Source organism: Methylobacterium mesophilicum (assembly GCF_036441335.1).
Lineage (GTDB): Bacteria > Pseudomonadota > Alphaproteobacteria > Rhizobiales > Beijerinckiaceae > Methylobacterium > Methylobacterium mesophilicum_B.
Genome location: NZ_MLBW01000015.1, coordinates 67,969 through 92,903, shown reverse-complemented (window position 1 = coordinate 92,903; position 24,935 = coordinate 67,969). Strand labels below are relative to the sequence as shown.

The following is a 24,935-nucleotide window of genomic DNA, read 5'->3' as shown; positions in this document are numbered from 1 at the left end:
TCGTCTTTTCGGTCGGGGCGGCCAGGGGTCCAGGATCGCGCTAGGCGTGCGCATCCAACAAGATATCGGTCCACAGCTCGGACGGATCCGGCTCGGGATCGTTGGTGGCGAACTCGGCCGAGGCGTTGACGACCTCGCGGACCTTGGCGTCGGTGGCCTTCAGCTCGGCCTCGGGCACGGCGTGCAGCTCGAGCAGGCGCTTGCGCACCATCTCGATCGGGTCGTGCTCGTCGCGCATCTTCGAGACCTCGTCCTTGGTCCGGTACTTGGCCGGATCGGACATGGAGTGGCCGCGGTAGCGGTAGGTCTGCATCTCCAGGATGTACGGGCCCTGGCCGGTGCGGGCGTGCTCGATCGCCCGCGTGGCGGCCTCGCGCACCGTGCGCACGTCCATGCCGTCGACCTGCTCACCGGGAATGCCGAAGGAGAGGCCGCGCTTCGAGAAGTCGGTCTGCGCCGAGGCCCGGGCCACCGAGGTGCCCATGGCGTAGCGGTTGTTCTCGATCACGTAGACGACCGGCAGCTTCCAGAGGGCCGCCATGTTGAAGCTCTCGTAGACCTGCCCCTGGTTGGCGGCGCCGTCGCCCATATAGGTCAGGCTGACCTTGCCGTTCTCCCGGTAATGGTCCGCGAAGGCGAGGCCGGTACCGAGCGAGACCTGCGCGCCGACGATTCCGTGGCCGCCGAAGAACTGCTTCTCGCGGCTGAACATGTGCATGGAGCCGCCCTTGCCGCGGCTGTAGCCGCCGCGGCGGCCGGTCAGCTCGGCCATGACGCCCTTCGGGTCCATGCCGCAGGCCAGCATGTGGCCGTGGTCGCGGTAGCCGGTGATGACCTGGTCGCCCTCGACCGAGGCCATCTGCATGCCGATCACCACGGCCTCCTGGCCGATGTAGAGGTGGCAGAAGCCGCCGATCAGGCCCATGCCGTAGAGCTGGCCGGCCTTCTCCTCGAAGCGCCGGATCAGCAGCATCTCGTGATAGGCGTGGAGGTCCTCGTCCCGCGTGAACTGGGGCATGTTCGGCGCGGGGCGGTGCGCCTCGGCGGCCTGAGGGCTCGCGGCCTGCACCGGCGCGGACGACGCGTCCTTGGCGGGCTCTTTGGCAGGCTCCTTGGCGGCGTCCATCGGCGCTCTCCCCGTGATTCCACGCGACTTCGTGGGGGTGTAGGACAGCGACGATTGGAAAGCGAGGGCTGCCGCTCTGACAGGAAGCCGCTCTTGTCAGAGGACTTTCGGGACTCCGGAAAACGATCCCCTGGACTTCCGGCGGACACCCGCTCGACTGTCAGGGCGTGATGATGACCACGTCGTTGGCGTGGACCCGGCCCAGGACGATACGGGCGCGCTCCTCCAGGAGGTCGCGGTCGATCTGGTCGCTCTTGAGCAGGTTCACCCGGTGCTCCCAGACGGCGCGCTCGGCCTTCACGGCGGCGAGTTCCTGGCTGAGGCCGTAGGCGCGGATCTTCAGGGCCTTCTTGGCCTCGAGGCCGCGGTTGCCACTCTCGGCCTGCCACACGAAATAGCCGACCACGAGCGCCGACAGGGTCCAGAGACCCAGCGGCAACACGACCATTCTGACTCGGCGGCGCACGACCATGGCGCGACCCTCGCGCGGAAAGGTTAACGGTTCTTTTCGACCGCGCCGCGGTCGGGACGGGACCGCGACGGGGCCGGACCGCGGCCGGGACGGACAGGGGCGAGCCTGAGGCATGGACCTGACGCATCTGGGACGCTGGATCGCCGCGCACGCCACCGCGACCGACGACCACGACACCCTGCTCTCGGGCTTCTGCGAGTCGCTGGTCGAGGCCGGCCTCCCCGTCTGGCGGGTCAGCGTCATGGCGCCGGCCCTGGACCCGACGCTGCGCGGCGTCAGCCTGAACTGGCACGCGGGCGAGGGCATCTCCTTCGTCGGCAACGCCCACGGCGCCGACGAGGAGAGCGACTGGCTCCTGAGCCCCGTCTACGCCCTGGTGGAGACGGGCGAGACCTTCGGCCGCTGGCGCCTCGACGCGCCCGGGCTGGCGGTGGACTTCCCGGTCCTGAAGGCCCTCGGCGCGCAGGGCGGCGTCGACTACGCGCTGCACATCGCCGAGTACGCGCCCGGCACCGCGCTGCGGGGCATCGCGGTCTCGTTCTGCACCCGCGAGGCCGCCGGCTTCACCGACGCGCACCTGTCGGCCATCGTCGACGTCCTCCCGTTCCTGACGCTGGCGATGGCCAAGATGGGCCTTGCCCACACGTTCCGCGAAGTGTCAGCGACCTATCTCGGCCGGTCGACCGCCGAGCGCATCCTCGACGGCCAGATCCGGAGAGGCGAGGGTCGGGCCGTGCCGGCGGCGATCCTGCTCACCGACCTGCGCGGCTTCACGGCCCTGGCCGACCGGGTGGATCCGGCCGACATGGTCACGTGGCTCAACGAGCATTTCGACGCCCTCGGCGACCCGGTGGCGCGGCACGGCGGTGAGATCCTGAAATTCCTGGGCGACGGCTTCCTGGCGATCTTCCCGGTCCCGGACGCCGACACCCTCCCCTGCCCGGTCTGCGGCGGCGCCCTCGCCGCCGCGACCGAGGGGCTCGCCGCCAACGCGGCGCTCAACGCCCGCCGCCGCGCCGCGGGGCTGCCCGAGCTCCCGGCCGAGTGCGTCGTGCATTTCGGGACCGTCATCTACGGCAATGTCGGCACCGAGCGGCGGCTCGACTTCACGATCATCGGGCGGGCGGTCAACGAGGCCAGCCGCATCGAGAGCCAGTGCGCGGCCCTCGGCCACGACCTTCTCGTGTCGGACTCCTTCGCCGAGCGGTGCGACCGGCCGCTGGAGCCGGTCGGGACGATCGAATTGCGGGGCCTGTCGCGGCCGATGCGGGTCTGGACCGTGCCGGGAGAGCCGTCCGACGGCGTGGCTGTCGGAGGAGGCGCAGAGCCAATCTCCGGGACAGGCTAACCGGATCCGTGGATCTGCGCTGGAGATGGGGAGCCGGATCTGGAGTCACGCGCCCTCCCTCCCCCGCAGAGGGGCGAGGGAGACGCGCGTCGGCCACGGACGACTTGGCCGGCAACCTCAGAACAGCGCGCAGCTCCGCTGCAGCACCAGCCCGACCGCGCGTTGCGCGAAGCGCGACCGGTACTCGTCCTGAACGGCGCGCAGGGCCGCGACCGCTTCTTGTGTCGGTTCGGTGACGATCAGAACGATGCGGGCGGCCTCGTGGACGCGGCGGCCGTCCGGCCCCCGCCACTGTCCCCGGCCGGAGAACACCGTCAGCCCATCCGGGAAGCGCGGGGTGATCCGCTCGGCCAGGAACCGGTCGAAGGCGGCGCCCGGGACACGGCCGCCGTCCGGCCGCGACAGGCCGAACAGCAGCTGCGCGCTGAGCGTCGGTCGGGCGCCGTCGCAGAGCGGGTCCGCGCAGGCCGGGCCGGCCGCACCGAGGACGAGCGGGCCGGCCAGCAGGATCCGCCGGATCAGCGGCGGGCGAGCTGCTTGAGCGCCGACGGGCCGGCGTAGAGCGCCTGCGGGCCGAGGCCCTCCTCGATCCGGATCAGCTGATTGTACTTGGCCAGTCTGTCCGAGCGCGCCAGCGAGCCGGTCTTGATCTGCCCGCAATTGGTCGCGACCGCGAGGTCCGCGATGGTCGAGTCCTCGGTCTCGCCCGAGCGATGCGACATCACCGCCGTGTAGCCGGCGCGCTGGGCCATATCGACCGCCGCCAGCGTCTCGGTGAGGGAGCCGATCTGGTTGACCTTGATCAGGATCGAGTTGGCCGTGCCCTCTGCGATGCCGCGGGACAGGCGCTCGACGTTGGTGACGAACAGGTCGTCGCCCACGAGCTGGCAACGGTCGCCGATCTTGTCGGTCAGGAGCTTCCAGCCGGCCCAGTCGTCCTCCGACATGCCGTCCTCGATCGAGACGATCGGGTAGGTGGCGACGAGCTGCGCGAGGTAGTCGACCTGCGCCTCGATGGTGCGGGTCTTGCCCTCGCCCTCGTACGCGTAGGCGCCGTCCTTGAAGAACTCGGTGGCGGCGCAGTCGAGGGCGAGCGCCATGTCCTGGCCCGGCTTGAAGCCGGCGGCGCTGATCGCGTCCATCACGAAATCGAGGGCGGCCTCGGCCGACGGCAGGTTCGGGGCGAAGCCGCCCTCGTCGCCGACATTGGTGTTGTGGCCGGCCTTCTTGAGCTTGCCCTTGAGGGTGTGGAACACCTCGGAGCCCATGCGCACGGCCTCGGCGAGCGAATCGGCGCCCACCGGCATGATCATGAATTCCTGGAAGTCGATCGGGTTGTCGGCGTGCGCGCCGCCGTTGATGATGTTCATCATCGGCACCGGCAGGACCCGGCCCTGCACGCCGCCGACGTAGCGGTAGAGCGGCAGGCCCGAGGCCTCGGCCGCGGCCTTCGCCACCGCGAGCGACACGCCGAGGATCGCGTTGGCGCCGAGGCGGGCCTTGTTGGGCGTGCCGTCGAGCTCGATCATCGCCTCGTCGACCGCGACCTGGTCCTCGGCCTCCATGCCGCCGATCGCGTCGAGGATCTCGGTCTGAGCCGCCTCGACCGCCTTCAGGACGCCCTTGCCGAGGAAGCGATTCTTGTCGCCGTCGCGCAGCTCCACCGCCTCGTGGGCGCCCGTGGAGGCTCCCGACGGGACCGCGGCGCGGCCGAAGGAGCCGTCCTCCAGGATGACGTCAACCTCGACCGTGGGATTGCCGCGGCTGTCGAGGATCTCGCGGGCGCTGATATTGGTGATCGCGGTCATGGAACGTCCTCTCGCGGGGGCCGCGGGTCGGCGGCCGCGCCCAGATCAGGGGTGCGGCGCATCGCGGCGGCTTATCCGTCAAGCCGCGGCTGGCGGCAAGCGCCGGGAGGGTGACCGCGCACAGCCGGGCCCGCCCGGGCCGGCGACGCGGATCGGGCGGATGCGCGCCGCGTCGGCAGGCTCTATATGCCCGCCATGACCTCCACCGACCATCTCCAGCTCGGCCAGCCGACGCCGTTCCCCACCTCACCCGAGGAGGCGCGGCTCGACCGGGTCCCGAACCCGCACGCGGATACCGACTACGTCGCCCGGTTCACCGCGCCCGAATTCACCTCGATCTGCCCGGTCACCGGGCAGCCGGATTTCGCGATCCTGGTGATCGACTACGTGCCCGGCGACTGGCTCGTCGAATCTAAGTCGCTGAAGCTCTATCTCGGGTCGTTCCGCAATCACGGCGCGTTCCACGAGGATTGCACCGTGGCGATCGGCAAGCGGCTGCGCGACCTCCTGGAGCCGCGCTACCTGCGCATCGGCGGCTTCTGGTACCCGCGCGGCGGCATCCCGATCGACGTCTTCTGGCAGACCGGCGAGCTGCCGAAAACCGCGTGGCTGCCGGACCCGGGTGTGCCGCCCTACCGCGGGCGCTGACCGGCCCAACGAAAAGGGCGACCGGCTCGCGCCGGTCGCCCCCGATCCTGACGGATCTCTGTTCTCAGTAGCCGTAGCCGTAGTAGCCGTAGCCCGGGGCCGCGTAGCCGTAGCCGCCGTAGACCGGGGCGTAGCCGTACCCGTAGGACGGGGCGTAGCCGTAGCCACCGCCGTAGTAGCTGTCGCGGGCCGCGCCCGCGGCGATCGCGCCGGCCGCGAGGCCGGCGATGCCGAGGCCGATGGCCGCGCCGGTGCCGATGCCGCGACGGCCGCGGTAGTAGCCGTGGCCGTAGCCGCCGTAGCCGCCGTGGTAGCCGTAGGGACGGGCCTCGGCGCTGCTGGTGACGGCGACGCTGCCGAGAGCCATGACGGCGGCGGTGGCGATGATACCGATCTTGCGCATAGTCTTCCTTCTCGATCCTCGATCGAACATGCCCAATAACGTGGCCGCATCCGGACAGTTCCAGATTTCATGACGTGCGTGCGTGCGGGTTCGCACCCGGCCTGGATTATGAACCGCCGTTCATCGTTGCCAGTTCGCCGGTGACTGCGGTCAAGCTTGCGCGTCTCTACGGGAAGAGTCTCCGTACTCTTGCGCGCGGCCGTTCGGGGCAGACCTGACGACTACAGGCGCGACACTCCTGTCCTGACGCCGCCACGACCGCGCCGGGCGCGGAGGAAATCCATCCGCCTTCCACCCGGCCGTGCTACGGATCTGCCGGGAGGACCGACGATGGATGCCCTGACCCTGATCCGTGAGAGTCTCGCGCCCCTGGCCGGCAAGCGGGTCGTCGACATCGGGTGCGGCCCCGGGACGCTCGCACGGCGGCTGGTCGACGCCGGCGCGCGGGTCACCGGGATCGATCCCGGCGCGGCAGCGCTCGCCCGGGCGCGGGACGCCGCGCCGGAGGCGCGCTTCGAGGCCGCGACCGGCGAGGCCCTGCCCTTCCCCGACGCCAGCTTCGACGGCGCCGTGATGCTGAATTCCCTCCACCACGTCCCGGACCCGGCGGCGGCCCTCGCCGAGGCGGCCCGCGTGCTGGTCCCGGGCGGACGGCTGGTCGTGGTTGAGCCCCTGGCGGAGGGCAGCTTCTTCGCGGCGCTGCGGCCGATCGAGGACGAGACGGCGGTCCGCGCCGCCGCCCAGGAGGCCATCGCGGCCGCCCTCGCCCGCGGTGCCTACACGTGCCGCCGCGACGCGACGATCGAGCGGCGGGAGCGCTTCGACTCCTTCGACGCGTTCCTGGCCCGCGTCAGCGCCGTGGACCCGGCCCGCGAGGCGACGATCCGGGACCGGCGATCCGTGATCGAGGAGGCCTTCCTGGGGGCCGCGGCGCGCGAGGCCGACGGGCCGTTCGGCCTCGTCCAGCCCCTGCGGATCCACGTCCTGGAGCCGGCGGCCGCCTGAGACGGTCAGGCGGTCCGGCGCTTGGCCAGCCGGTCGAAGGCGAGGAGCTCCTCCAGCAGCGCCGGCAGGTCCTTCAGCGCCACCATGTTGGGGCCGTCGGAGGGGGCCCGGTCCGGGTCGGGATGGGTCTCGATGAACACCCCCGCCACGCCCACCGCCACGGCGGCGCGGGCGAGGACGGCGACGAACTCGCGCTGGCCGCCGGAGCTCGCCCCCTGCCCGCCGGGCTGCTGCACCGAGTGGGTGGCGTCGAACACCACCGGCGCGCCCTGCGTGACCTGCGCCATGATCGGCAGGCTGCGCATGTCCGAGACCAGGGTGTTGTAGCCGAAGGAGGCGCCGCGCTCGGTGACGATGACGTTGGGATTGCCGGCCTCCGTCACCTTGGCGGCGACGTGCTTCATGTCCCAGGGCGCCAGGAACTGGCCCTTCTTGATGTTGACCGCCCGGCCGGTCGCGGCGGCGGCCAGCAGCAGGTCGGTCTGGCGGCACAGGAAGGCGGGGATCTGGAGCACGTCCACCGCCTCGGCGGCGCGGGCGCACTGCTCGGCGGCGTGCACGTCGGTCAGCACCGGCAGCCCGAGGGTCTCGCGGATCTCGGCGAAGACCGGGAGCGCCCCGTCGAGGCCGATGCCCCGGGCGGCGCTGCCCGAGGTGCGGTTGGCCTTGTCGAAGGACGTCTTGAACACGAGGCCGACGCCGAGGCCCGCGGCCATCTCCTTGAGGGCGGCGGCGATCTCCAGGGCGTGCTGGCGCCCCTCGAGCTGGCACGGTCCGGCGATCAGCGTCAGCGGCAGGTGGTTGGCGAAGCGCGCGTCGCCGACTTGGACGACGGGGCCGGGTGTCTCGATCTTCGACATGCCGGCCGGTCTAGCCCGCGCGGCGGATCCGCGAAAGCCCGGGCCGGGGCGCGACGCGGCAGACCGTGCGGTCGTCCCGGAGCGCGTCCGCGCGCGCGCCGGTCTCGCACAGCATCAGGATCCGGCCGGCGCCGCCCCGGCGCGGGGCATCCGCCAGCAGGCTGTCGCAGGCATCCGCCGCCCGGGCGGGGGCCGGTCCGAGGAGGAGCGCGCCGGCGAGGGCGGTCAGGGCGGTGAGGCGCAGCATCGGGACATCCGCGGCGGGAGACGGTCGCGCCCGGGAGATAGCGCGCCCCGCGGCGGGCGCGAAGCCGCGGCGCTCGGCGGGGCGTGGACAGGGGCGCCCGGATGACCGATCTGAGCGAGCGGCGCGGCGCCGCACGCCGCTCGCAGATCAGGCTCCGACGCAGGCCATGCTCCGAATCCTCCTCGCCTCCGTCCTGCTGGCCCCCCTGGCCCTGCTCCCGGCGGGACCCGCTGCCGCGGAGCCACCGCCGCATCCGACCTACGGGCCGGAGCTCGAGGGCTTCGCCTACCCGTTCCCGGTGGAGCGGTTCCAGTTCACGTCGCAGCGCCAGCCGCTGCAGATGGCCTATCTCGACATCCGCCCGGGGACGCCGAACGGCCGCACCGCGGTGCTGCTGCACGGCAAGAACTTCTGCGCGGCCACCTGGGAGAGCCAGATCCGGGCGCTCAGCGCGGCCGGCTACCGGGTGATCGCGCCGGACCAGATCGGCTTCTGCAAGTCGAGCAAGCCGGCGGCCTACCAGTTCACCTTCCGGCAGCTCGCCGAGAACACCCACGCGCTCCTGGCCAAGCTCGGGATCGAGCGCCCGATCCTGGTCGGCCACTCCACGGGCGGCATGCTCGCCGCCCACTACGCCCTGCTCTACCCGAAGGCGGTGGAGCAGCTCGTGCTGGTCAACCCGATCGGCCTGGAGGACTGGGCGGCCAAGGGCGTGCCGCCGACCTCGGTGGAGCAGTGGTACCAGCGCGAGCTGAAGGTGACGGCGGCCTCGATCCGGGCCTACGAGACGGCGACCTACTACGCCGGCGCCTGGGAGCCCCGCTACGAGCCGTGGGTGGCGATGCTGGCGGGCCTCAACGGCGGCCCCGGCAAGGAGGCAGTCGCCTGGGACTCGGCGCTGCTCTACGACATGATCCTCACCGAGCCGGTGGTCTACCGGTTCCCGCAGATCGCCGTGCCGACGCTGCTCCTGATCGGCCAGAAGGACAACACGGCGATCGGCAAGGACCTCGCGCCGCCGGAGGTGCGGGCGAGCCTCGGCAACTATCCCGAACTCGGCAAGGCGGCCGCCAGGGCGATCCCGGGCGCGCGGCTCGTGGAGTTCCCGGATCTCGGCCACGCGCCGCAGATGTCCGACCCGGAGGGGTTCAACGCGGCGCTGATCGCGGGGATCGCGGCGCGGTAGGCGCCGCGTGACGTGGCCCGTCGTCCCGGGGCGCTCGCGGCGCCCCGGGACGACGGCGGGCCGGTCCTAGAAGTACGACTTCAGGACGCCCCGGCGGCGGACGTCGAGGGTCGCGCAGTGGAACGAGCCGCCGAACGGGCCGTAGCTGAGGAACGGCGCCGGGATCGGGTCGAAGCCCCAGTCCTTCAGGGCCTTGATCAGCGTCGGCTGGCTCTGGTCGACGACGATCTTCTTCTCGGTGATCGCGAGCACGTTGATCGAGGTCCAGGGCGAGCACATGGAGATCTTGCTCATGAAGCCCTCGACCGGGTCGGGGCGCGGGGCGACCAGCACGTCCCACTTCTTGAGCACGGCCGGCAGCTTCTCGACGTCGACGTAGTCCGGGTTCACCAGCACCTTGCCGGGGGCCAGCGGCATGAACGACGAATCGATGTGCATCGGCTGCGGGCAGCGGCTCTCGATCTCGTGGATGCGGAAGCCCGGGCCGAGGTGGCGGCGCAGCCACTCGATGCCCATCAGGTTGGTCACGTTCGAGCGGGTCACGAACAGGTCGCGGCCGCAGCGGACGAAGTCGGCGGCGTCGAAGACCGGCTCGAACTCGTTGACCGTGAACTGCATGGGCTCGCCGGCCTTCAGGTTCGGCACCCGGTAATCGTAGTTGTAGAGGTCGTCGGTCAGCTGCGGCCGCGGCGCGGAGGTCCAGCGGGCGCCGGCGCGGAAGTACTCCTTGAACAGCGACCGGTAGGCGTCGCCCTCGAAGTAGCGCGAGCGCCAGCACATCGGGCTCTCGATGATCTCGTCGCCGATCACGAGGTACGGGTCGCGCGGGCAGGCGACGCAGAAGCCCCGGGACGACCAGCGCGGCGCCTTGAACTTCTTCGAGAAGTCCACCGCGTCGGGGCGGCGGACCTTCACGCCCTCGCCGGCCAGGATGGTGATGAAGTTGTCGAGCTCGGCCTGGGCGAGCTTCTTCATGAACTTCGGATACTTCCAGCCGCTCGCCAGCCGGTAGAACGGCTGCGCGGCGCGCGGCAGGTTGAAGATCACCGTCAGGTGGTGGGTCGGGATCGTGGCGCCGTCCAGGGAGCCGACGATCACCTCCTCCAGCGGATCCCACTCGTTCCAGGCCATCACCGGCGACTGGGGCGCCGGCACGCCCGGTCCGGTCCCGCCCGGGAGCCCGCCCGCATGCGTGTCGTCGGTCACGGCCTCGAGGGCCGTGATCGGTGATTCGCGCTCCATGACGTGTGCCCCTTCTGCGACGTGCCGCGGCCTTCTGCGCGGGCTCTTCAGCCCCGCCGCCGCTTTGGCCCCCGGTGTGTCAAACGGGTGATAGACACCGCTAATCCGTGCTGCAACGTGACAGAAACGTTCCCGGGCCGACGGACCTATTTCTGCCGCGACCGTGACCGATTTCCCGCATCAAGCCTTACGCGAGCTTGAAAGACGACAATGAAGCGCCTGACGACCTTGGCCTCGATCGCCGGTCTGTGCACGGTCGTCGGCCTGTTCATGTCCTCCGGCCTGGAGGATGTGTCGGCCGCCGTCGTGAGCGCCGGCTGGGGCGCCGCCCTGGTGGTGCTGGCGCGCGTCGTGGCCGTCGCCTGGGCGGGGCTCGGCTGGTACGTCGTGTTCCCCGCCGGCGCGACCAAGCTCTCCGACTGCGTCTCGCTCCGCTTCGTCCGCGAGGGCATCAACACGCTGCTGCCCGTGGCCACCGTCGGCGGTGACTTCGTCGGCGCCCGGCTCCTGTCGAAGCGCGACGTTCCGGGCGCGCTCGCGGGCGCCAGCATGTTCGTCGACCTGATGACCCAGGCGCTCACGCAGCTCCTGTTCACGGTGATCGGCCTCGCCCTGCTGGTCCTGATCTCCGGCGACGGCCCGATCGCCCACACGGTCGAGGGCGGTCTGGCCCTGGCGGTGCCGGCGCTCGGCGCCTTCTACCTGATCCAGCGCCGGGCCGGGCACCGCCTGATCCAGGGCCTGCTCAGCCGCTTCGCCTCCGGGCGCGAGTGGCGTGCCTTCGGCGCCATCGATCAGCTCTACGACAGCCTGCGCCGGCTCTACGGCAATCACGGCCGGTTCGCGCTGGCTCTGGTGGTTCATCTGGCCGGTTGGGTGATCGGCACGCTCGAGGTCTACGTCTGCCTGCGGTTCATGGGCTACCCGATCGATTTCGCGCAGGCGCTGATGATCGAGAGCCTCGCCCAGGCCGTGCGCGGCGCGGCCTTCGCGGTCCCCGGTGCGCTGGGCGCGCAGGAGGGCGGCCTGATCGCCCTGTGCGGCCTGTTCAATATCCCGGCCGAGGCGGCCCTCGCCCTCTCACTGGTCAAGCGCTTCGCCGATCTCGGCGTCGGGCTCCCGAGCCTCCTCCTCTGGCACCGGATCGAGTCCAGGCTCCGGTCCGAGGCGCCCGAGGAAGAGGAGCGCGAGCCGGAGCCGGAGGCCGGGCGCAAGGCCAAGAGGGTCGCGCAGCCCGCTACCCTCGGCCCGTTCTACAGCTACGCCCCGCCGCGCATGGGGGCGCGGCTCGGCGACGGCGAGGAGTTGAAGAAGTGCGCCTGACCCGCCGGCTCGCGGCCGCCCTCATCGCCGCTCCCTTGGCCCTGAACTTCCTCGTCCCGGCCCCGTCATGGGCCGCGGACGATCCGGCCGTTCAGACCGTGCGCGACCTCTACGCCGCCTTCTCGGCCGCGCTGAAGGACGGGCCGGGCCCGCTGCCGGCCCGGGTCGAGGCCGTCGGCCCCGCGCTCGACAAGGCGTTCGACTTCCCCGCCATGACCCGCATCGCGGTGGGCTCGAAATGGTCGAGCTTCACCCCGGAGCAGCAGGCCGCCGTGATCGACGCGTTCAAGCGCAGCCTGACCGTCACCTACGCCAACCGGCTGGCCCGCGCCGCCGGCGGCAAGTTCGACGTGACCCCGAAGGTCGAGGAGCGGGGCGCGCAGCGCGTGGTGCCGACCCGCGTCACCGCCGCGGACGGCGACGATTCGGCCGTGGACTTCGTCGTCAACGCCGACAACCGCATCCAGGACGTCCTGCTCAACGGCGACGTCAGCGAGATCGCCGCGCAGCGGAACGCCCTGTCGGCGCCGCTGAAGTCCGGTGGGGCCGACGGCGTCGTGAAGTTCCTCCGGGCGCGGACCGACGGCATGCTCGCGGCCAAGCCGACGCCCTGAGCGGCATCGGCGTCCGCGCCGACCTGAACCCGGCCGTTCGCGGCCATCGCCGCCTCGGCGGCCGGACGACCGCACGGATCCGACCGGATGGATGTCTCCTCCCTGGCGCTGCTCGGCCTCTCGTGGCTCTCGCTGCTCTGCCTGATCCTGGCGGCGGCGGGCTGCGTCTACGGGCTGGCCGCCGCCTTTAGCGCCGGACGCTACGCGGGCCGCCGCCCGCCGGCGCTCCCCGCCGGCGCGACGCGGCCCTCCGTGACCGTGCTGAAGCCGCTCTGCGGCCTCGAGCCCAACCTCTACGCGAACCTCGAGACCGTGCTGCGCCAGGACTACGCCGGGCCTGTCCAGGTCCTGTTCGGCGTCCAGAAGCCCACCGATCCCGCAATCGGCGTGGTCGAGCGCCTGCAGCAGGCCTATCCGGAGGCCCGCATCGACCTGGTGATCGACGGTCGCCAGCACGGATCGAACCGGAAGGTCTCGAACCTGATCAACATGGCCGAGGCCATCGCCCACGACGTGGTGGTCCTGGCCGACAGCGACATGGTGGTGGGACCCGACTACCTGGAGCGCCTCGTCGCGGAGCTGTCGCAGGACGGCGTCACCGGCGTGACCTGCCTGTACCACGGCGTCCCGGCCTTCCGGGGCCTGTACGACCAGCTCTCGACGCTCGCGATCGACACCCACTTCCTGCCCAACGTCGTGATGGGGCTGAGCCTCGGTCTGGCGAAGCCCTGCTTCGGCTCCACCGTCGCCTTCACCCGGGCGAGCCTGGAGGCGGTCGGCGGCTTCCGCACCTTCCGCAACGATCTGGCGGACGACTACGCCATCGGCGCCGCCCTGCGCGGCCTCGGCGGCCGGGTGGTGATCCCGAGCTTCACGATCGGCCACACCAGCGTCGACACCGATCTCTCCGGCCTGTGGCGGCACGAGCTGCGCTGGAACCGCACCATCCGCACCGTCGATCCGGCGGGCTACGCCGGCTCGATCGTCACGCACGCCTTCCCGCTGGCCCTGCTCGGCGCGCTCCTGCCCGGCGCCGGCACCGGCGCCCTCTGGGTCGCCGCGGCGGCGCTGGCGAGCCGCGTCCTGCTCTGCCGGCAGCTGGAGCGGGCCTTCGGCCTCGCCCCGCACCCCTACGGACTGTTGCCGATCCGCGACATCCTCTCCTTCCTGAACTTCTCCTGGGCCTTCGTGTCGGGGGCGGTGACATGGAAAGGTCACGATTATCACGTGGTTGCGGATGGCACCCTGATCCCGGACGCCGAACTCGGCCGCGATGCCGGCGCGCCGCTCCGCTGAACCCGGCTCCCTCGTCCTCCGCCCTCTCCCCGGCATTGCCCTGAGGCCTTGAACCCCATGCGCACGCTCTTCCTCCAGGCCCCCACCTTCGACGGTTTCGACGGCGGTGCCGGCTCCCGTTACCAGGCCAAGCGCGAGATCAAGTCGTTCTGGTACCCGACCTGGCTGGCGCAGCCCGCCGCCCTGGTGCCGAACTCGAAGCTGATCGACGCGCCGCCGCACAACATCAAGCTCGCCGAGATCGTGGCCCAGGCCAACGACTTCGACCTCGTGGTGCTCCACACCTCGGTGCCGTCGTTCAAGTCCGACGTGAAGACGATCGAGGCGCTCAAGGCCGCCAACCCGAAACTGATCGCCGGCCTGATCGGCGCCAAGGTCGCGGTCGACGCCGCCGGCGCGATGGCCCAGGCCCCGGTGGTCGATTTCTGCGCCCGCAACGAGTTCGACTTCACCGTCAAGGAGGTCGCCGAGGGCGTCCCGATGTCGGAGATCAAGGGGCTGTCCTATCGCGACGCCAACGGTGTCGTGGTCCACAACGAGGACCGCGAGATCATGACCGACATGGATCAGCTGCCCTTCGTCACCAGCGTCTACAAGCGCGACCTGGAGATGGAGAAGTACTTCATCGGCTACCTGAAGCACCCCTACATCTCGTTCTACTCGGGCCGGGGCTGCAAGAGCCGCTGCACGTTCTGCCTCTGGCCGCAGACGGTCGGCGGCCACACCTACCGCACCCGCTCGGTCGCGCACGTGATCGAGGAGATCAAGTACTGCCTGAAGGAGTTCCCCCAGACCAAGGAGTTCTTCTTCGACGACGACACCTTCACCGACAACCTTCCGCGCGCCGAGGAGATCGCCCGCGAGCTCGGCAAGCTCGGCGTCACCTGGTCGTGCAACGCCAAAGCGAACGTGCCGCGCGAGACCCTGAAGGTGCTCAAGGAGAACGGCCTGCGCCTGCTGCTGGTCGGCTACGAGTCCGGCAACCAGCAGATCCTGCACAACATCAAGAAGGGCATGCGGGTCGAGGTCGCCGAGAAGTTCACGAAGGACTGCCACGACCTGGGCATCGCCATCCACGGCACCTTCATCCTCGGCCTGCCGGGCGAGACCAAGGAGACGATCCAGGAGACGATCGCCTTCGCCAAGCGGATCAACCCGCACACGATCCAGGTCTCCCTCGCGGCGCCCTATCCGGGCACCTTCCTGTACAAGCAGGCGGTGGAGAACGGCTGGCTCGACATCGAGAACGCCGAGCTCGTCGACGAGAACGGCGTGCAGGTCGCGCCGCTGCACTATCCGCACCTCTCGCACACCGAGATCTTCACCTCGGTCGAGGAGTTCTACAAGAAGTTCTACTTCCGGGCGCCGAAGATCGCCTCGATCGTCAGCGAGATGGTGCGCTCGCCCGACATGATGAAGCGCCGCCTGCGCGAGGGCGTCGAGTTCTACCGCTTCCTCAAGGAGCGTCAGGGCACCGCCAAGGCGGCGTGAGTCGGGGGTCCGGGGCCTCACGCCCCGGCGGAGAGCGCGGGGCAGAGCCCCGCTCTTTCTTCCAGGGCTCCGCCCTGGACCAGTCGACACCCTTTACGAGGTTTGCGTGAAGCGTCTGGTCGTCACCGCGGACGATTTCGGGCTCAGCCCCGAGGTCAACGAGGCCGTCGAGCAGGCCCATCGCGAGGGTGTCCTCACGGCCGCGAGCCTGATGGTCTCGGCGCCGGCCGCCGCCGACGCGGTGGCGCGGGCCCGGCGGATGCCGTCCCTGCGGGTCGGGCTGCACCTCGTCCTCGTGGAGGCGTGGCCCACCCTCCCCGCCGCGGAGCTGCCCGACCTGACGGACGCGGCCGGCCTGATGCGGGCCGACATGGCCCGCCTCGGCCTCGACTTCGCCCGCAGGCCCGCGGCCCGGCGCCAGCTCGCCGCCGAGATCCGCGCGCAGTTCGAGGCCTACCGGGCGACCAGCCTGCCGCTGGACCACGTCAACGCCCACAAGCACTTCCACGTCCACCCGCTGGTCGCGGGCGCGGTCCTGCGGATCGGCCGCGATTTCGGGATGCGCGCCCTGCGGGTGCCCCGGGAGCCCCGCGAGATCCTGCGGCGCGCCGAGCCCGGCGCCCGGCCGCGTGCCGCCCTCGACATCGCCCCCTGGGCGGCGCTGCGCGCCGTCNGCCCCCTGGGCGGCGCTGCTCGCCGTCCGCGCCCGTCAGGCCGGTCTGCTGATCCCCGACCGCACCCTCGGCCTCGCGTGGTCCGGCGCCATGACACCGGCCCGGGTCGCGGCGCTGCTGGCCGAGCTCCCGGACGGGCTGACCGAGCTCTACACCCACCCGGCCACCGCCGGCGGCTTCCCCGGCGAGGCGCCGGGCTACCGCTACGCCGACGAGCGGGACGCGCTGACCGCCCCCGCATCCCGGTCGGCCGCCGACGCGTCGGGCGCGGTCCGCGGCGGGTTCTCCGACTTCCTCGGTTGACCCGGATCGATATCTGACTTTAGTCAGAGATCATGGGACCCGCCGAGATCGCCCGCGTCCGCCGCTTCGCCCGCGCCGTCACCGCCGAGGTGGGCGCGCTCGATTCGTCGTTCCTCGGCCGGGGCCGTCCCCTGGGCGCCGCGCGCGTCCTGAACGCCATCGGTGCCGGGCGCGCGGAGATCGGCGAGATCCGGGCCTATCTCGGTCTCGATTCCGGCCTGATGAGCCGTCTCCTGCGGGGCCTGGAGGAGGAGGGCTTGGTCGCGACCGCCCCGCATCCCGCGGATGCCCGCCGCCGGGTCGCGTCCCTGACCGAGGCCGGTCGGCGCGAGTTCGCGGCCTACGAGGCGCTGTCGGATGCTCGCGCCGTCGCCCTGCTGGAGCGCGCCCCGCAGGTGGACGCGCTCCTGCGCGCCATGGACCGGATCGCCCTGGCCCTCGGCCGCGACGCCGTCGCGATCCGGGAGGCCGATCCCGCGAGCGCGGCCGCCCGCGCCTGCCTCGCCGCCTACTACGCCGAGCTGGCCAGCCGATTCGACGGCGGGTTCGACGTCGCCCGGTCGTGCGACCCCGAGGCCGGCGCCATGGTGCGGCCGCGCGGCGTGTTCCTCCTCGCGAGCGCCGACGGCCTGCCGGTGGGATGCGTCGGGCTCAAGGGGAGCGGCGGCGCGGCGGCGGAGATCAAGCGGCTCTGGATCGATCCCGCGGCCCGGGGATTGGGCCTCGCCAAGCGGCTCATGCGGGAGGCCGAGGCCGCCGCCCGCGACCTCGGGGTCCGGACGCTGCGGCTCGACACCAACAGCGCCCTCCCCGAGGCCCTGACGCTCTACCGGCGGTCGGGCTGGGTGGAGATCGACCGCTTCAACGACGATCCCTACCCGGACCACTTCTTCGAGAAGGCCCTCTGAGGCCCTCCGAGGCGCCGGCCACGACTGGGCCGGCCCTGATCGGTCAGCCTACTTGGCCGGTACCGGATCCTGGTGCGGGGCGGCCTTGCGCAGCGCCGCGCCGGCCGCCTTCTCGGCTTCCGGACGATCCTCGTCGGGCTGCTCCGGCGGCTCGCCGAGGGTCGCCGGCACCACGAAGAACGCCGCCACCAGGGTGAAGAACAGCGACAGCGCCAGGAGCTTGCCCATGCTCGCCGTGCCCGGATGGCTCGACAGGACCAGCGATCCGAAGGCGCTGCCCGTGGTCAGCGCCGAGAAGAAGATCGCCCGGGTCAGGCTGGAGGCGAGCATGTCGGTCACGCCCGCCCGCCACGCGATCACGTAGTAGATGTGGAACGCCACGCCGACCGCGAGCATCAGCGGCAGGGCGATGATGTTGGCGAAATTCAGCGGCATGCCGACGATGCGCATCGCCATCAGCGTCCACAGGGTCGCGATCACCAGCGGGCCGAGGGTCATCGCCACGTCCCACGGCTTGCGCAGGGCGACCGAGAGGATGACGAAGATCAGCACGAAGGCCGTCACCGCCGCCTGCACGAAGGCGCCCAGGATCGTGTAGCTCGACTGCGTCGTCGCCACGGGCGCGCCGGTGGCGTGGGGGGCCACCTTCAGGACCTCGTCCGAGAACCGGCGCAGCACCGTGTCGTCGTTCGAGTCGCCCTTCGGGTGGACCTCGATGCGCGCCCGGCCATCCGCCGCCACCCAGTCGGCCTTGAGCTGCGGCGGCAGGTTGTCGAGCGTGATCTTCTCGGGATGCAGCAGGTCGCGCAGCCGGGCGAGCAGCGGCACCAGATCCTTGGTGAGCGCCACCGAGGCCGCCTCGCGCAGCTGCACCGGGCCGGCAGCGAGCTTGTCGAGGGTGCCGGCGAGCTGCTTCGCCTCCTGGGCGCCCTTCGCGTCGCCCTTGGCGTCGGCGGAGAGGCCGTTGAGCGCCGCGGCGGCGTCCTTGAGCGCCTTCACGTTGTCGGCGTCGGTCGGCGGCGGCGGCCGGCGACCGGGATTGAGCACCGGGTCGAGGAGCTGGGCCGTGTCGGCGATCTGGGCCAGCTTCTTGTCCTGATCCCGCGGCACGAAGGTGTCGATGCTGTTGACCGAGGCGGTGACCGGCAGGGCCAGGAGCGTCTTCGACAGCGCCGGGACCGCCTCGACGTTGGGCGCCAGCACGTCGATGAAGTTCGGGCTGGTCTCGGGATTCTTGATCAGGTCCAGGTAGGTCGCGATGGACTGCGTCTTGGCGCTGCGCAGGTGCATCGGGTTCGAGTCGAACGGCAGGTGCCAGAGCAGCGGCGCGCCGGCCAGGGTCAGAAGGCCGACGCCGATCAGGATCGGCTTGCGGTGCCGGATGATCCACGGGTCGACGCCGACGAGCCACTCGGTCTGGACCGCCGCCTTCTCGCCCGCCGGCTTGAACACCGCGATCAGCGCCGGCAGCAGGATCAGCGAGAACAGGAAGGCCACGATCATGCCGACGCCGGCGATCAGGCCCAGCTCCGACACGCCCCGGAAGGCCGTGGGCAGGAAGGCGAAGAAGCCCGCCACCAGCGACACCGCGGCGAGGGTCAGCGACCAGCCCACGCCCCGCGCCGCGGCGCGGATCGCGCTCTCCAGCGTCGGCTGCTCGTAGCGGTCGGCCCGGTAGCGGACCGAGAACTGGATGCCGAAATCGATGCCGAGTCCGACGAACAGGGCCGCGAAGGCCACCGAGATCGGGTTCAGCTCCTTGACCATGATGAGGCCCAGGGCGGCCGTGACCACGAGGCCCGCGAAGGTGGTGATGATCACCGCGCCGACGAGCTTGCCCGAGCGCAGGGCCAGCCACAGGAACAGCACGATCGCGCCCACGATGATGCTGTTGTTGAGGCCGGCATCCTCCGACAGTGTCGCGAACTCCTCGTCCGCCACCGCGACGGTGCCGGTCAGGCGCATCCGCAGGCCGTTCTGGGCGTCGATCCCGAGATCCTTGGCGACGTTGCGGATCAGCTTGGTCGCCTGGTAGCCGGGCTCCAGGGCGTTGAAGTCGAGGACCGGCTGGATCACCACGAACTTCATCTTGTCGGTGACGCTGGTCTCACCCCCCGACAGGAGCTCCTGCCACGACATCCGCGCGGGCTGACCCGCCAGCACCTTCTGCAGGGTGGCGTCGATCTGCCCCATGGGCTTCTCGAGATCCTCGATCTTGGCGTCGCCGGTCTTCACCCCGCGCGCGCCCAGCGTCAGCACCCGCATGATGCCGCGCAGCGACGGGTCGGCGGCGAGCGGCCCGAGCAGGCCCTGCTGCTGGGTCAGCGCCTCCAGGGTCTTGTCGAGGTCCGCCTGCGACATCAGCAGCAGGCCGTTCTTGTTGAAGAACGGGCCGCCGTCGGGCCGGTAGACCGTCTCGATCAGGTTCTTGTGCGCCGTGAGCGCCTTGGCGAGGTTGGCGGCCGCCTCCTCGGTCTCCTCGGGCGTCTCGCCGTTGATGACCGCCACGATGGTGTTGCTGCGCTGCGGGAACGCCTTCTCGAAATTGATCTCGTCCTGGCGCCACGGCTCCTTCGGGTCGATCAGCCGCTCGACGTCGGTGTTGATCCGGAACAGGTGCGCCGCGACTCCGAGGCTCGCGACCGTGAGGAGCGCCGTGAGGGCGATCACGATCCACCGATACCGCACCGAGAACGCGACGAGACTTTCGATCACGAGCACCCTGCCTGTTCGCGCCGGACGCGCCCCGCGCGCGACCGGCTCCTGCCATCCGTCAAGTCCGAACCCGGGCCACCGGCGCGGGTGGGCTCAGGACCCCGCCGCGCGACGCTCCGCGATTCGGCCGGGTTCGCATCGGGTTCGAGGAACGCCACACCGCCCGATCCGAGCGCGCCGCGCGCGCCCGCCACCCGACTGATTGCGCCCGACGCGGTCCGCGATCGGGACACCCGCCGCGGGCCGGGACTTGCATCGCGGCCACGAGGCTCAGTAAAGAGGGCGATGCCAGATTGCAACGCGGCCGCCGTGGCGCGCATCCCGCGCCCGCCCGTGTGCGCTAGCGCACGGCGTTTCTGGCGCGGCCACCCGAATCGTGGGATTCCGGTCGTATTGCCGACGCAATGCACGTGCTGTCCTCAACGATCGGGCGCGTCCGCCCACGGGCTTCGCACGCGCGGTCCATGTGGCGCCGTTGCGTCAGGCACGGAATAAGATGTCATCGCCCCGCCCAAACGGGGTCGTTTCAGATTAGTTCCAAGCTAGATCGCTGGAATTCGAGATTTTTTCGCGTTAAGCACCCCGATGCCCCGGGGTCGACGAAGTAAGGAGCCGCAATCTTGGGTATCCCCCTCCGGTACGTCGCGAAGATCGGCGGCTACATCCTGAAGCAGCACCTCACGGGCCGCAAGCGTTACCCGCTTGTGATGATGATGGAGCCGCTGTTCCGCTGTAACCTGGCCTGCGCCGGCTGCGGCAAGATCGACTACCCGGACGAGATCCTGAACAAGCGCCTTCCGGTCGCCGACGCGCTCGAATCGGTGCGTGAGTGCGGCGCCCCGGTGGTGGTGATCGCCGGCGGCGAGCCGCTCCTGCACAAGGACCTGCCGCAGATCGTCGAGGGCATCATCGCCCAGAAGAAGTTCGCGATCGTCTGCACGAACGCGCTGCTCCTCGAGAAGAAGATCAAGGAGTACAAGCCGAGCCCGTACTTCACGTGGTCGATCCATCTGGACGGCGACAAGGAGATGCACGACCAGTCGGTGTGCCAGCGCGGCGTCTACGACAAGGCGGTGGCGGCGATCGCGAAGGCCAAGGAGATGGGCTTCCGCGTCACCATCAACTGCACCTTCTTTAACAATTCCCAGCCGGAGAAGATCGCCGACTTCTTCGACAGCGTGACCCGGATGGGCATCGACGGCATCACCGTCTCCCCCGGCTACGCCTACGAGCGCGCCCCCGACCAGAAGCACTTCCTGAACCGCAAGGCGACGAAGGAGCTGTTCCGCGGCGTGTTCCGGCACGGCAAGGAGAAGGGCCGCGAGAAGTGGACCTTCCAGCAGTCGGGCCTGTTCCTCGACTTCCTGGCCGGCAACCAGACCTACCACTGCACCCCGTGGGGCAACCCGACCCGCACCGTGTTCGGCTGGCAGAAGCCCTGCTACCTGCTCGGCGAGGGCTACGCGGCGACCTTCAAGGAGCTGATGGAGACCACCGACTGGGACTCCTACGGCACCGGCAACTACGAGAAGTGCGCCGACTGCATGGTCCACTCGGGCTACGAGGCCTCCTCGGTGGTCGATTCGGTCCGCAAGCCCTGGAAGCCGCTGGTGCACGCGATTCGCGGCATCAAGACCGACGGCGCTATGGCCCCCGAGGTCAGCCTGGAGAACCAGCGCCCGGCCGAGTTCGTGTTCTCGCGCAACGTCGCGCAGAAGCTGTCCGAGATCAAAGCGGCCGGCGTCGACACGAAGCAGGAAGCCCGCAAGCGCACCGCCGCCTGACCGGCGCGCACGGTTGACGACACGAAGAGACCCGCGGCCGCGAGGCCGCGGGTCTCTTCGTGTCCGGACCCCGCGGCGCCTCAGCCGAGCCGCGGCACGTGCGGGGCGCAGTCGCGCGGCAGGGTCCCGTCGAGCCGCGGATCGGGCGCGACCTCGACGTGGACCGCGAAGGGCACGAAGCCGGAGCGCCGGTAGAAGGCGAGCGCGCCGGGATGGTCCAGGGTGCAGGTATGCACCCAGAACCGCGCGATCGGGCGCGCCCAGGCCCGACGGATTGCGGCGTTCATCAGCGTGCGGCCGATCCCGGTTCCCACCGCGTCCCCGGTCAGTCCGAGGAAGACCAGCTCGCAGGTACCGGGCTGGCGGAAATCCAGTTCCAGCATGCCGACGTTCCGCCCGTCCCGACGGAGCGCGAAGATCTCGACATCGTCGTCGGCGAGGATCGCCGCCAGCGCCTCCTCCGCCAGGGTGAGGCGCGAGAACCAGAGCCAGTCGGCGCCGACCGCCCGGTACAGGCTCCGGTAGGTCTCCGGGTCGGTGCGTTCCAGGGGTTCGAGGGCGAGCCCGGGCGGGAACGGCCGTCCGGGCCGCGGGGGCGGCGGTCGCAGCATCTCCAGGCTGGTGACGATCGTGGCGATGTGGCCGGGCGGAACCGCCGCATAGCCCGGAACGAGGGTCGGGATCCCGGTATCCGGCAGCATCGATCCTCTCCGCGGTCGCCTCGGCGCGGCCCGGTCACGCGGCGAGCGGGCGCCGCCGCGCGACCAGCCACGGCAGCACGCAGGCCGCCGACACCGCGATCGCGGCGGCGTAGGCCGCGACCGGGTCGATCCGTCCGAGCAGCAGGTGCACGCAGACATAGAAGGCCAGCACGCCGAAGGCGCCCTGGGCGCTGCCGCGCACCACGTCCAGCGCGGCGCCGACCCCGTCCTGTGCCCGGGCGAAGACGATGAGCGGCCAGGAGATGATCGGGATCGGCGCCAGGACGCCGCTCAGGCCGGAGCCGAGATGCGGCGCCAGCCCCGAGACCAGCAGGACCAGGGCGGTGGCGGCCGCGAGCCGGGCCGGCATGTCCCAGCGCGGCGGGCGCGCCCGCCGCGCTGGGACCCGGCCACGGCGACCGCATCCTCGACGTCATCGCCGCCGGKGGCGGCGATGACGTCGAGGATGCGGTCGCCGTGGCCGGAGAGCGGCAGGCGGGCGCCGGCGGCGCCCTCGCCGGTGACGGTGACGGCCTGGGAGATCGGGCGGGTGACCGAGACCAGCACCTGCGGCTGGATGGCCTTGCCGGCGAGTTCGTTCTCGATAAGCGCCTGGACGTCCTGGGTGCGGCGGCCGGCGACCTTGATGCGGCCGGCATAGGGCACCGAGATGGCGCCGTCGCGCCCGACGGGCTGCTCGGGGATGAGGGCGGACTTCGAGCCCGCGGAGAAGCGGTCGGCGACGAGCGGGCCGGAGAACAGGCCGCCCGAGCCGGCTTCCCAGATGGAGACCGAGACCATGTCGCCGATGCCGATGACCGGCTCGGAGGAGGGACGGTGGTCGCCGAAGGAGGCGAGCAGGCTGTCGAGGGGGCGGCCGCGCAGGGCCTCGACCACGGAGGGCGTGACGTCGATGATCTCGTAGCGGGCGAGGATCCCGCCGTCGGCCGTGGCGACCTCGGCCCCGGCCTGGATCGCGCTCGCCGTCGGACCCGCCGCGGGCAGGTACGTGCAGCCGCCGGCAGATCCAGCCGCCAGGGCGGCCATCAGGGCGGTGCACGCCGTCTTACGCAGCATCACAAAGATTTCTCCTCGCCGAGCCCGCGCCATCGCTGGCCCGAGCCGGGACACCCAGTTTGACCGCCAAACGCTGCGATCGCTTTAATGGCCCCGCCGGAGGGGCGGCCACCGCGCGGACGGTCGCGCTATCCGCGGGCAATGCGTCACCAGCGTGGCACGGCCACGCTTATGCGGCGCAAGCTTAACCGTATCATGTCCCCGCGGCGATGTCCGCAGGCGCGGTCGCGAGACTCCCGCGCAGCGCCCGCCCGAGCTCGTCGGCGGCGATGTCGGCGCGCCGCGGCGCCGCCTGCGGGCGGCCGAAGCGGAACAGGGCGTACTCGGTGGTCCGGCCGCCGAAGCCCGGCTTGCAACTCGGCAGCGACGGAGCGTGGTCGCCGAACACGCAGAGCGTGATGGTCTGGCGGCGCTCGCGGGCGACCGCGTCCAGGCCCGCGACAAGATCCTCGACCATCCGCCCGGTATGGGCGACGTGATGGAGATACTGCGCCTGCGGGTCGTCGATGCCCGGCAGCCGCCCGGGCTTCCAGGGGCCGTGGTTCTCCATGGTCACGCAGAACAGGAACAGCGGCGTAGGCCGGGCCCGGACCTCCGCGAGGAGCCGCGCGCCGAGGGCGACGTCCCCGACATAGGGGCCGACGCGCGGCGCCTCCGCGAACGCCTCGCCCATGACGAGGTCGGCGAAGCCGAAGGCCTCCATCACCTTGGCCCGGCGGAAGAAGTCCCGGTGGAACGGGTGCAGGAACAGGGTCCCGTAGCCCCGTTTCCCGGCGAGCCGGGCGAGGCTCGTCGGCTCGTCGCCGCCGCGGGCCGTGTAGGGGTCGTAGCGGCCGAAGCCGAGGCTCTCGGACGGTCGGCCGGTGAGCACCGCGTGCTCGCTGCGCATCGTGTAGGCGCCGTGCGCCGGAACCCGGAGACGCCCGTACTGCGCGGCCCGGGTGCGGAACAGCTCCATCGCCGGCAGCTCCGCGCCGCCGAGCCGCTCCGGATCGACGAAGGACTCGAGCTGGATCACCACGACGACGTCGTCGCCCGGCCCGTCCGGCAGAGCCGGCGCCGCGGGCACCGGCACGCCGCCCGCCAGCGCCCGGGCGGTGTAGCCCAGGAGGCTCGCCGGGAGGCCGACCCGGGTCACGTCCGCCTCCAGATCGGGCTCCGGGAACCAGCGGGCGATCAGCCGGGCGAGCGGCGGACGCGGGGCGGCCTTGACCAGCAGCCAGAGCGCGAGCGGCAGGCCGAGCATCGCCAGCACCCGCGGCACGGTCGCGGCGGGCAGCACGCTCGGCTCGATCCAGTACCACAGGGCGGTGAAGGCCGCGGTGAGCAGCACCGGCACCGAGATGCGCGGGTCCCACAGGGGCGGGATGTAGTAGAGCTGCGGGTGACGCGGCACCTGGGGAAGCAGGGCGAAGTCGCTGAACAGCAGCGGCTCGCCGATCACGGAGCGCTTCGCGCGGCTGATGACGATCAGGATCGCCACGGTGATCACGCCGGTGAGCCCCGCGAGCCAGGGCCGCCAGGAGAACTCGAACCAGAACAGCAGGATCAGCAGGTAGCCGAGCAGCCGCAGGCCGAGATCCCGGGCTGCGAGGCTCGCCCGGGCGATCGAGTCGCCCGCGAACACCTCCAGGGCGAGGCACACGGCGAGCGCGAGACCGGTGGCGATGAGGAACGTCGTCAAGACACGGGCACTCGGCGTGG

General features: G+C 71.3%; 23 protein-coding genes and 2 pseudogenes. 12 read left to right on the top strand and 13 right to left on the bottom strand.

What is annotated here, in order from left to right; all coding sequences use genetic code 11:
* Positions 1-40 precede the first annotated feature (40 nt).
* Entirely contained in the window at positions 41-1,126 is a 1,086-nt protein-coding gene (gene pdhA, locus MMR14E_RS09990) for a pyruvate dehydrogenase (acetyl-transferring) E1 component subunit alpha (RefSeq protein WP_331313945.1), read from the bottom strand.
* Between the two features lie 160 nt (positions 1,127-1,286).
* Positions 1,287-1,598 carry an FtsB family cell division protein gene (locus MMR14E_RS09985; RefSeq protein WP_012317989.1) on the bottom strand — a complete coding sequence of 104 codons (312 nt, stop codon included), beginning with the start codon at positions 1,596-1,598 and terminating at the stop codon, positions 1,287-1,289.
* Between the two features lie 112 nt (positions 1,599-1,710).
* Here MMR14E_RS09985 and MMR14E_RS09980 point away from each other — a divergent pair, with 112 nt between their 5' ends.
* Entirely contained in the window at positions 1,711-2,946 is a 1,236-nt protein-coding gene (locus MMR14E_RS09980; RefSeq protein WP_331313944.1) for an adenylate/guanylate cyclase domain-containing protein, read from the top strand.
* Between the two features lie 117 nt (positions 2,947-3,063).
* On the opposite strand, the gene MMR14E_RS09975 is transcribed toward MMR14E_RS09980, so the two are convergent.
* Both MMR14E_RS09975 and eno read right to left on the bottom strand, forming a co-directional pair.
* On the bottom strand, positions 3,064-3,360 hold the full coding sequence (locus MMR14E_RS09975) for a DUF3574 domain-containing protein (RefSeq protein ID WP_331314403.1): 297 nt from the start codon (positions 3,358-3,360) through the stop codon (positions 3,064-3,066).
* 104 nt (positions 3,361-3,464) lie between these two features.
* Entirely contained in the window at positions 3,465-4,754 is a 1,290-nt protein-coding gene (eno, locus tag MMR14E_RS09970; RefSeq protein ID WP_012317987.1) for a phosphopyruvate hydratase, read from the bottom strand.
* Between the two features lie 195 nt (positions 4,755-4,949).
* On the opposite strand from eno, the gene queF reads away from it, so the two are divergent.
* On the top strand, positions 4,950-5,402 hold the full coding sequence (queF, locus tag MMR14E_RS09965) for a preQ(1) synthase (RefSeq protein WP_331314401.1): 453 nt from the start codon (positions 4,950-4,952) through the stop codon (positions 5,400-5,402).
* Between the two features lie 64 nt (positions 5,403-5,466).
* Here the strand turns inward: queF and MMR14E_RS09960 are convergent, their stop codons facing one another.
* A complete protein-coding gene (locus MMR14E_RS09960) occupies positions 5,467-5,805 on the bottom strand; it encodes a hypothetical protein (RefSeq protein ID WP_331313943.1) in 339 nt (112 codons plus the stop codon).
* Between the two features lie 330 nt (positions 5,806-6,135).
* On the opposite strand from MMR14E_RS09960, the gene MMR14E_RS09955 reads away from it, so the two are divergent.
* Positions 6,136-6,810 (top strand): class I SAM-dependent methyltransferase, encoded by a 675-nt coding sequence (locus MMR14E_RS09955; RefSeq protein WP_331313942.1) that lies wholly within the window; start codon positions 6,136-6,138, stop codon positions 6,808-6,810.
* A 5-nt stretch (positions 6,811-6,815) separates the two neighbouring features.
* Here MMR14E_RS09955 and kdsA read toward each other — a convergent pair whose 3' ends face one another.
* Together kdsA and MMR14E_RS09945 are read right to left on the bottom strand one after the other, a co-directional pair.
* The gene (gene kdsA, locus MMR14E_RS09950) at positions 6,816-7,670 is read right to left on the bottom strand and encodes a 3-deoxy-8-phosphooctulonate synthase (RefSeq protein ID WP_331313941.1); all 855 of its coding nucleotides are present in this window, start codon (positions 7,668-7,670) and stop codon (positions 6,816-6,818) included.
* A 10-nt stretch (positions 7,671-7,680) separates the two neighbouring features.
* The gene (locus MMR14E_RS09945; RefSeq protein WP_331313940.1) at positions 7,681-7,917 is read right to left on the bottom strand and encodes a hypothetical protein; all 237 of its coding nucleotides are present in this window, start codon (positions 7,915-7,917) and stop codon (positions 7,681-7,683) included.
* A gap of 166 nt (positions 7,918-8,083) precedes the next feature.
* Between MMR14E_RS09945 and MMR14E_RS09940 the strand changes: the two genes are divergently transcribed.
* Positions 8,084-9,103 (top strand): alpha/beta hydrolase, encoded by a 1,020-nt coding sequence (locus MMR14E_RS09940; protein ID WP_331313939.1) that lies wholly within the window; start codon positions 8,084-8,086, stop codon positions 9,101-9,103.
* Between the two features lie 66 nt (positions 9,104-9,169).
* On the opposite strand, the gene MMR14E_RS09935 is transcribed toward MMR14E_RS09940, so the two are convergent.
* Positions 9,170-10,345 carry an amidinotransferase gene (locus MMR14E_RS09935; protein WP_091980931.1) on the bottom strand — a complete coding sequence of 392 codons (1,176 nt, stop codon included), beginning with the start codon at positions 10,343-10,345 and terminating at the stop codon, positions 9,170-9,172.
* Between the two features lie 210 nt (positions 10,346-10,555).
* Here MMR14E_RS09935 and MMR14E_RS09930 point away from each other — a divergent pair, with 210 nt between their 5' ends.
* The 7 genes and pseudogenes from MMR14E_RS09930 (at position 10,556) to MMR14E_RS09905 (ending at position 16,954) form a co-directional block, all read left to right on the top strand.
* Positions 10,556-11,668, top strand: coding sequence for a flippase-like domain-containing protein (locus MMR14E_RS09930; protein ID WP_331313938.1), 1,113 nt, complete (start codon positions 10,556-10,558; stop codon positions 11,666-11,668).
* On the top strand, positions 11,659-12,282 hold the full coding sequence (locus tag MMR14E_RS09925) for an ABC transporter substrate-binding protein (RefSeq protein ID WP_331313937.1): 624 nt from the start codon (positions 11,659-11,661) through the stop codon (positions 12,280-12,282). The genes MMR14E_RS09930 and MMR14E_RS09925 overlap by 10 nt, the downstream gene beginning before the upstream one ends.
* Before the next feature lie 87 nt (positions 12,283-12,369).
* Positions 12,370-13,578 carry a bacteriohopanetetrol glucosamine biosynthesis glycosyltransferase HpnI gene (gene hpnI / locus MMR14E_RS09920; RefSeq protein ID WP_331313936.1) on the top strand — a complete coding sequence of 403 codons (1,209 nt, stop codon included), beginning with the start codon at positions 12,370-12,372 and terminating at the stop codon, positions 13,576-13,578.
* A gap of 57 nt (positions 13,579-13,635) precedes the next feature.
* Positions 13,636-15,069 (top strand): hopanoid biosynthesis associated radical SAM protein HpnJ, encoded by a 1,434-nt coding sequence (gene hpnJ / locus MMR14E_RS09915; RefSeq protein ID WP_012317976.1) that lies wholly within the window; start codon positions 13,636-13,638, stop codon positions 15,067-15,069.
* Positions 15,070-15,175: 106 nt separating this feature from the next.
* A pseudogene (gene hpnK / locus MMR14E_RS29220) lies at positions 15,176-15,670 on the top strand (hopanoid biosynthesis-associated protein HpnK); the annotation flags it as partial.
* Positions 15,671-15,698: 28 nt separating this feature from the next.
* The gene (locus tag MMR14E_RS29215) at positions 15,699-16,046 is read left to right on the top strand and encodes a ChbG/HpnK family deacetylase (protein ID WP_419539333.1); all 348 of its coding nucleotides are present in this window, start codon (positions 15,699-15,701) and stop codon (positions 16,044-16,046) included.
* A 32-nt stretch (positions 16,047-16,078) separates the two neighbouring features.
* Positions 16,079-16,954, top strand: a complete 876-nt coding sequence (locus MMR14E_RS09905) for a bifunctional helix-turn-helix transcriptional regulator/GNAT family N-acetyltransferase (RefSeq protein ID WP_331313934.1) — start codon at positions 16,079-16,081, stop codon at positions 16,952-16,954.
* Positions 16,955-17,002: 48 nt separating this feature from the next.
* Here MMR14E_RS09905 and MMR14E_RS09900 read toward each other — a convergent pair whose 3' ends face one another.
* Complete coding sequence (locus MMR14E_RS09900) at positions 17,003-19,669, bottom strand: MMPL family transporter (RefSeq protein WP_331314400.1); 2,667 nt, start codon at positions 19,667-19,669, stop codon at positions 17,003-17,005.
* Between the two features lie 620 nt (positions 19,670-20,289).
* Between MMR14E_RS09900 and hpnH the strand changes: the two genes are divergently transcribed.
* Positions 20,290-21,453: an adenosyl-hopene transferase HpnH gene (gene hpnH / locus MMR14E_RS09895; protein WP_331313932.1), complete on the top strand. Its 1,164-nt coding sequence runs from the start codon at positions 20,290-20,292 to the stop codon at positions 21,451-21,453.
* An 80-nt stretch (positions 21,454-21,533) separates the two neighbouring features.
* On the opposite strand, the gene MMR14E_RS09890 is transcribed toward hpnH, so the two are convergent.
* From MMR14E_RS09890 to MMR14E_RS09875, 4 genes and pseudogenes are all read right to left on the bottom strand, one after another.
* Complete coding sequence (locus tag MMR14E_RS09890; RefSeq protein ID WP_331313930.1) at positions 21,534-22,154, bottom strand: GNAT family N-acetyltransferase; 621 nt, start codon at positions 22,152-22,154, stop codon at positions 21,534-21,536.
* Positions 22,155-22,188: 34 nt separating this feature from the next.
* Positions 22,189-22,524, bottom strand: a complete 336-nt coding sequence (locus tag MMR14E_RS09885) for a hypothetical protein (protein ID WP_331313929.1) — start codon at positions 22,522-22,524, stop codon at positions 22,189-22,191.
* Between the two features lie 17 nt (positions 22,525-22,541).
* A pseudogene (locus MMR14E_RS09880) lies at positions 22,542-23,231 on the bottom strand (polysaccharide biosynthesis/export family protein); the annotation flags it as partial.
* 193 nt (positions 23,232-23,424) lie between these two features.
* On the bottom strand, positions 23,425-24,915 hold the full coding sequence (locus tag MMR14E_RS09875) for an LTA synthase family protein (protein WP_331313928.1): 1,491 nt from the start codon (positions 24,913-24,915) through the stop codon (positions 23,425-23,427).
* Positions 24,916-24,935 lie beyond the last annotated feature (20 nt).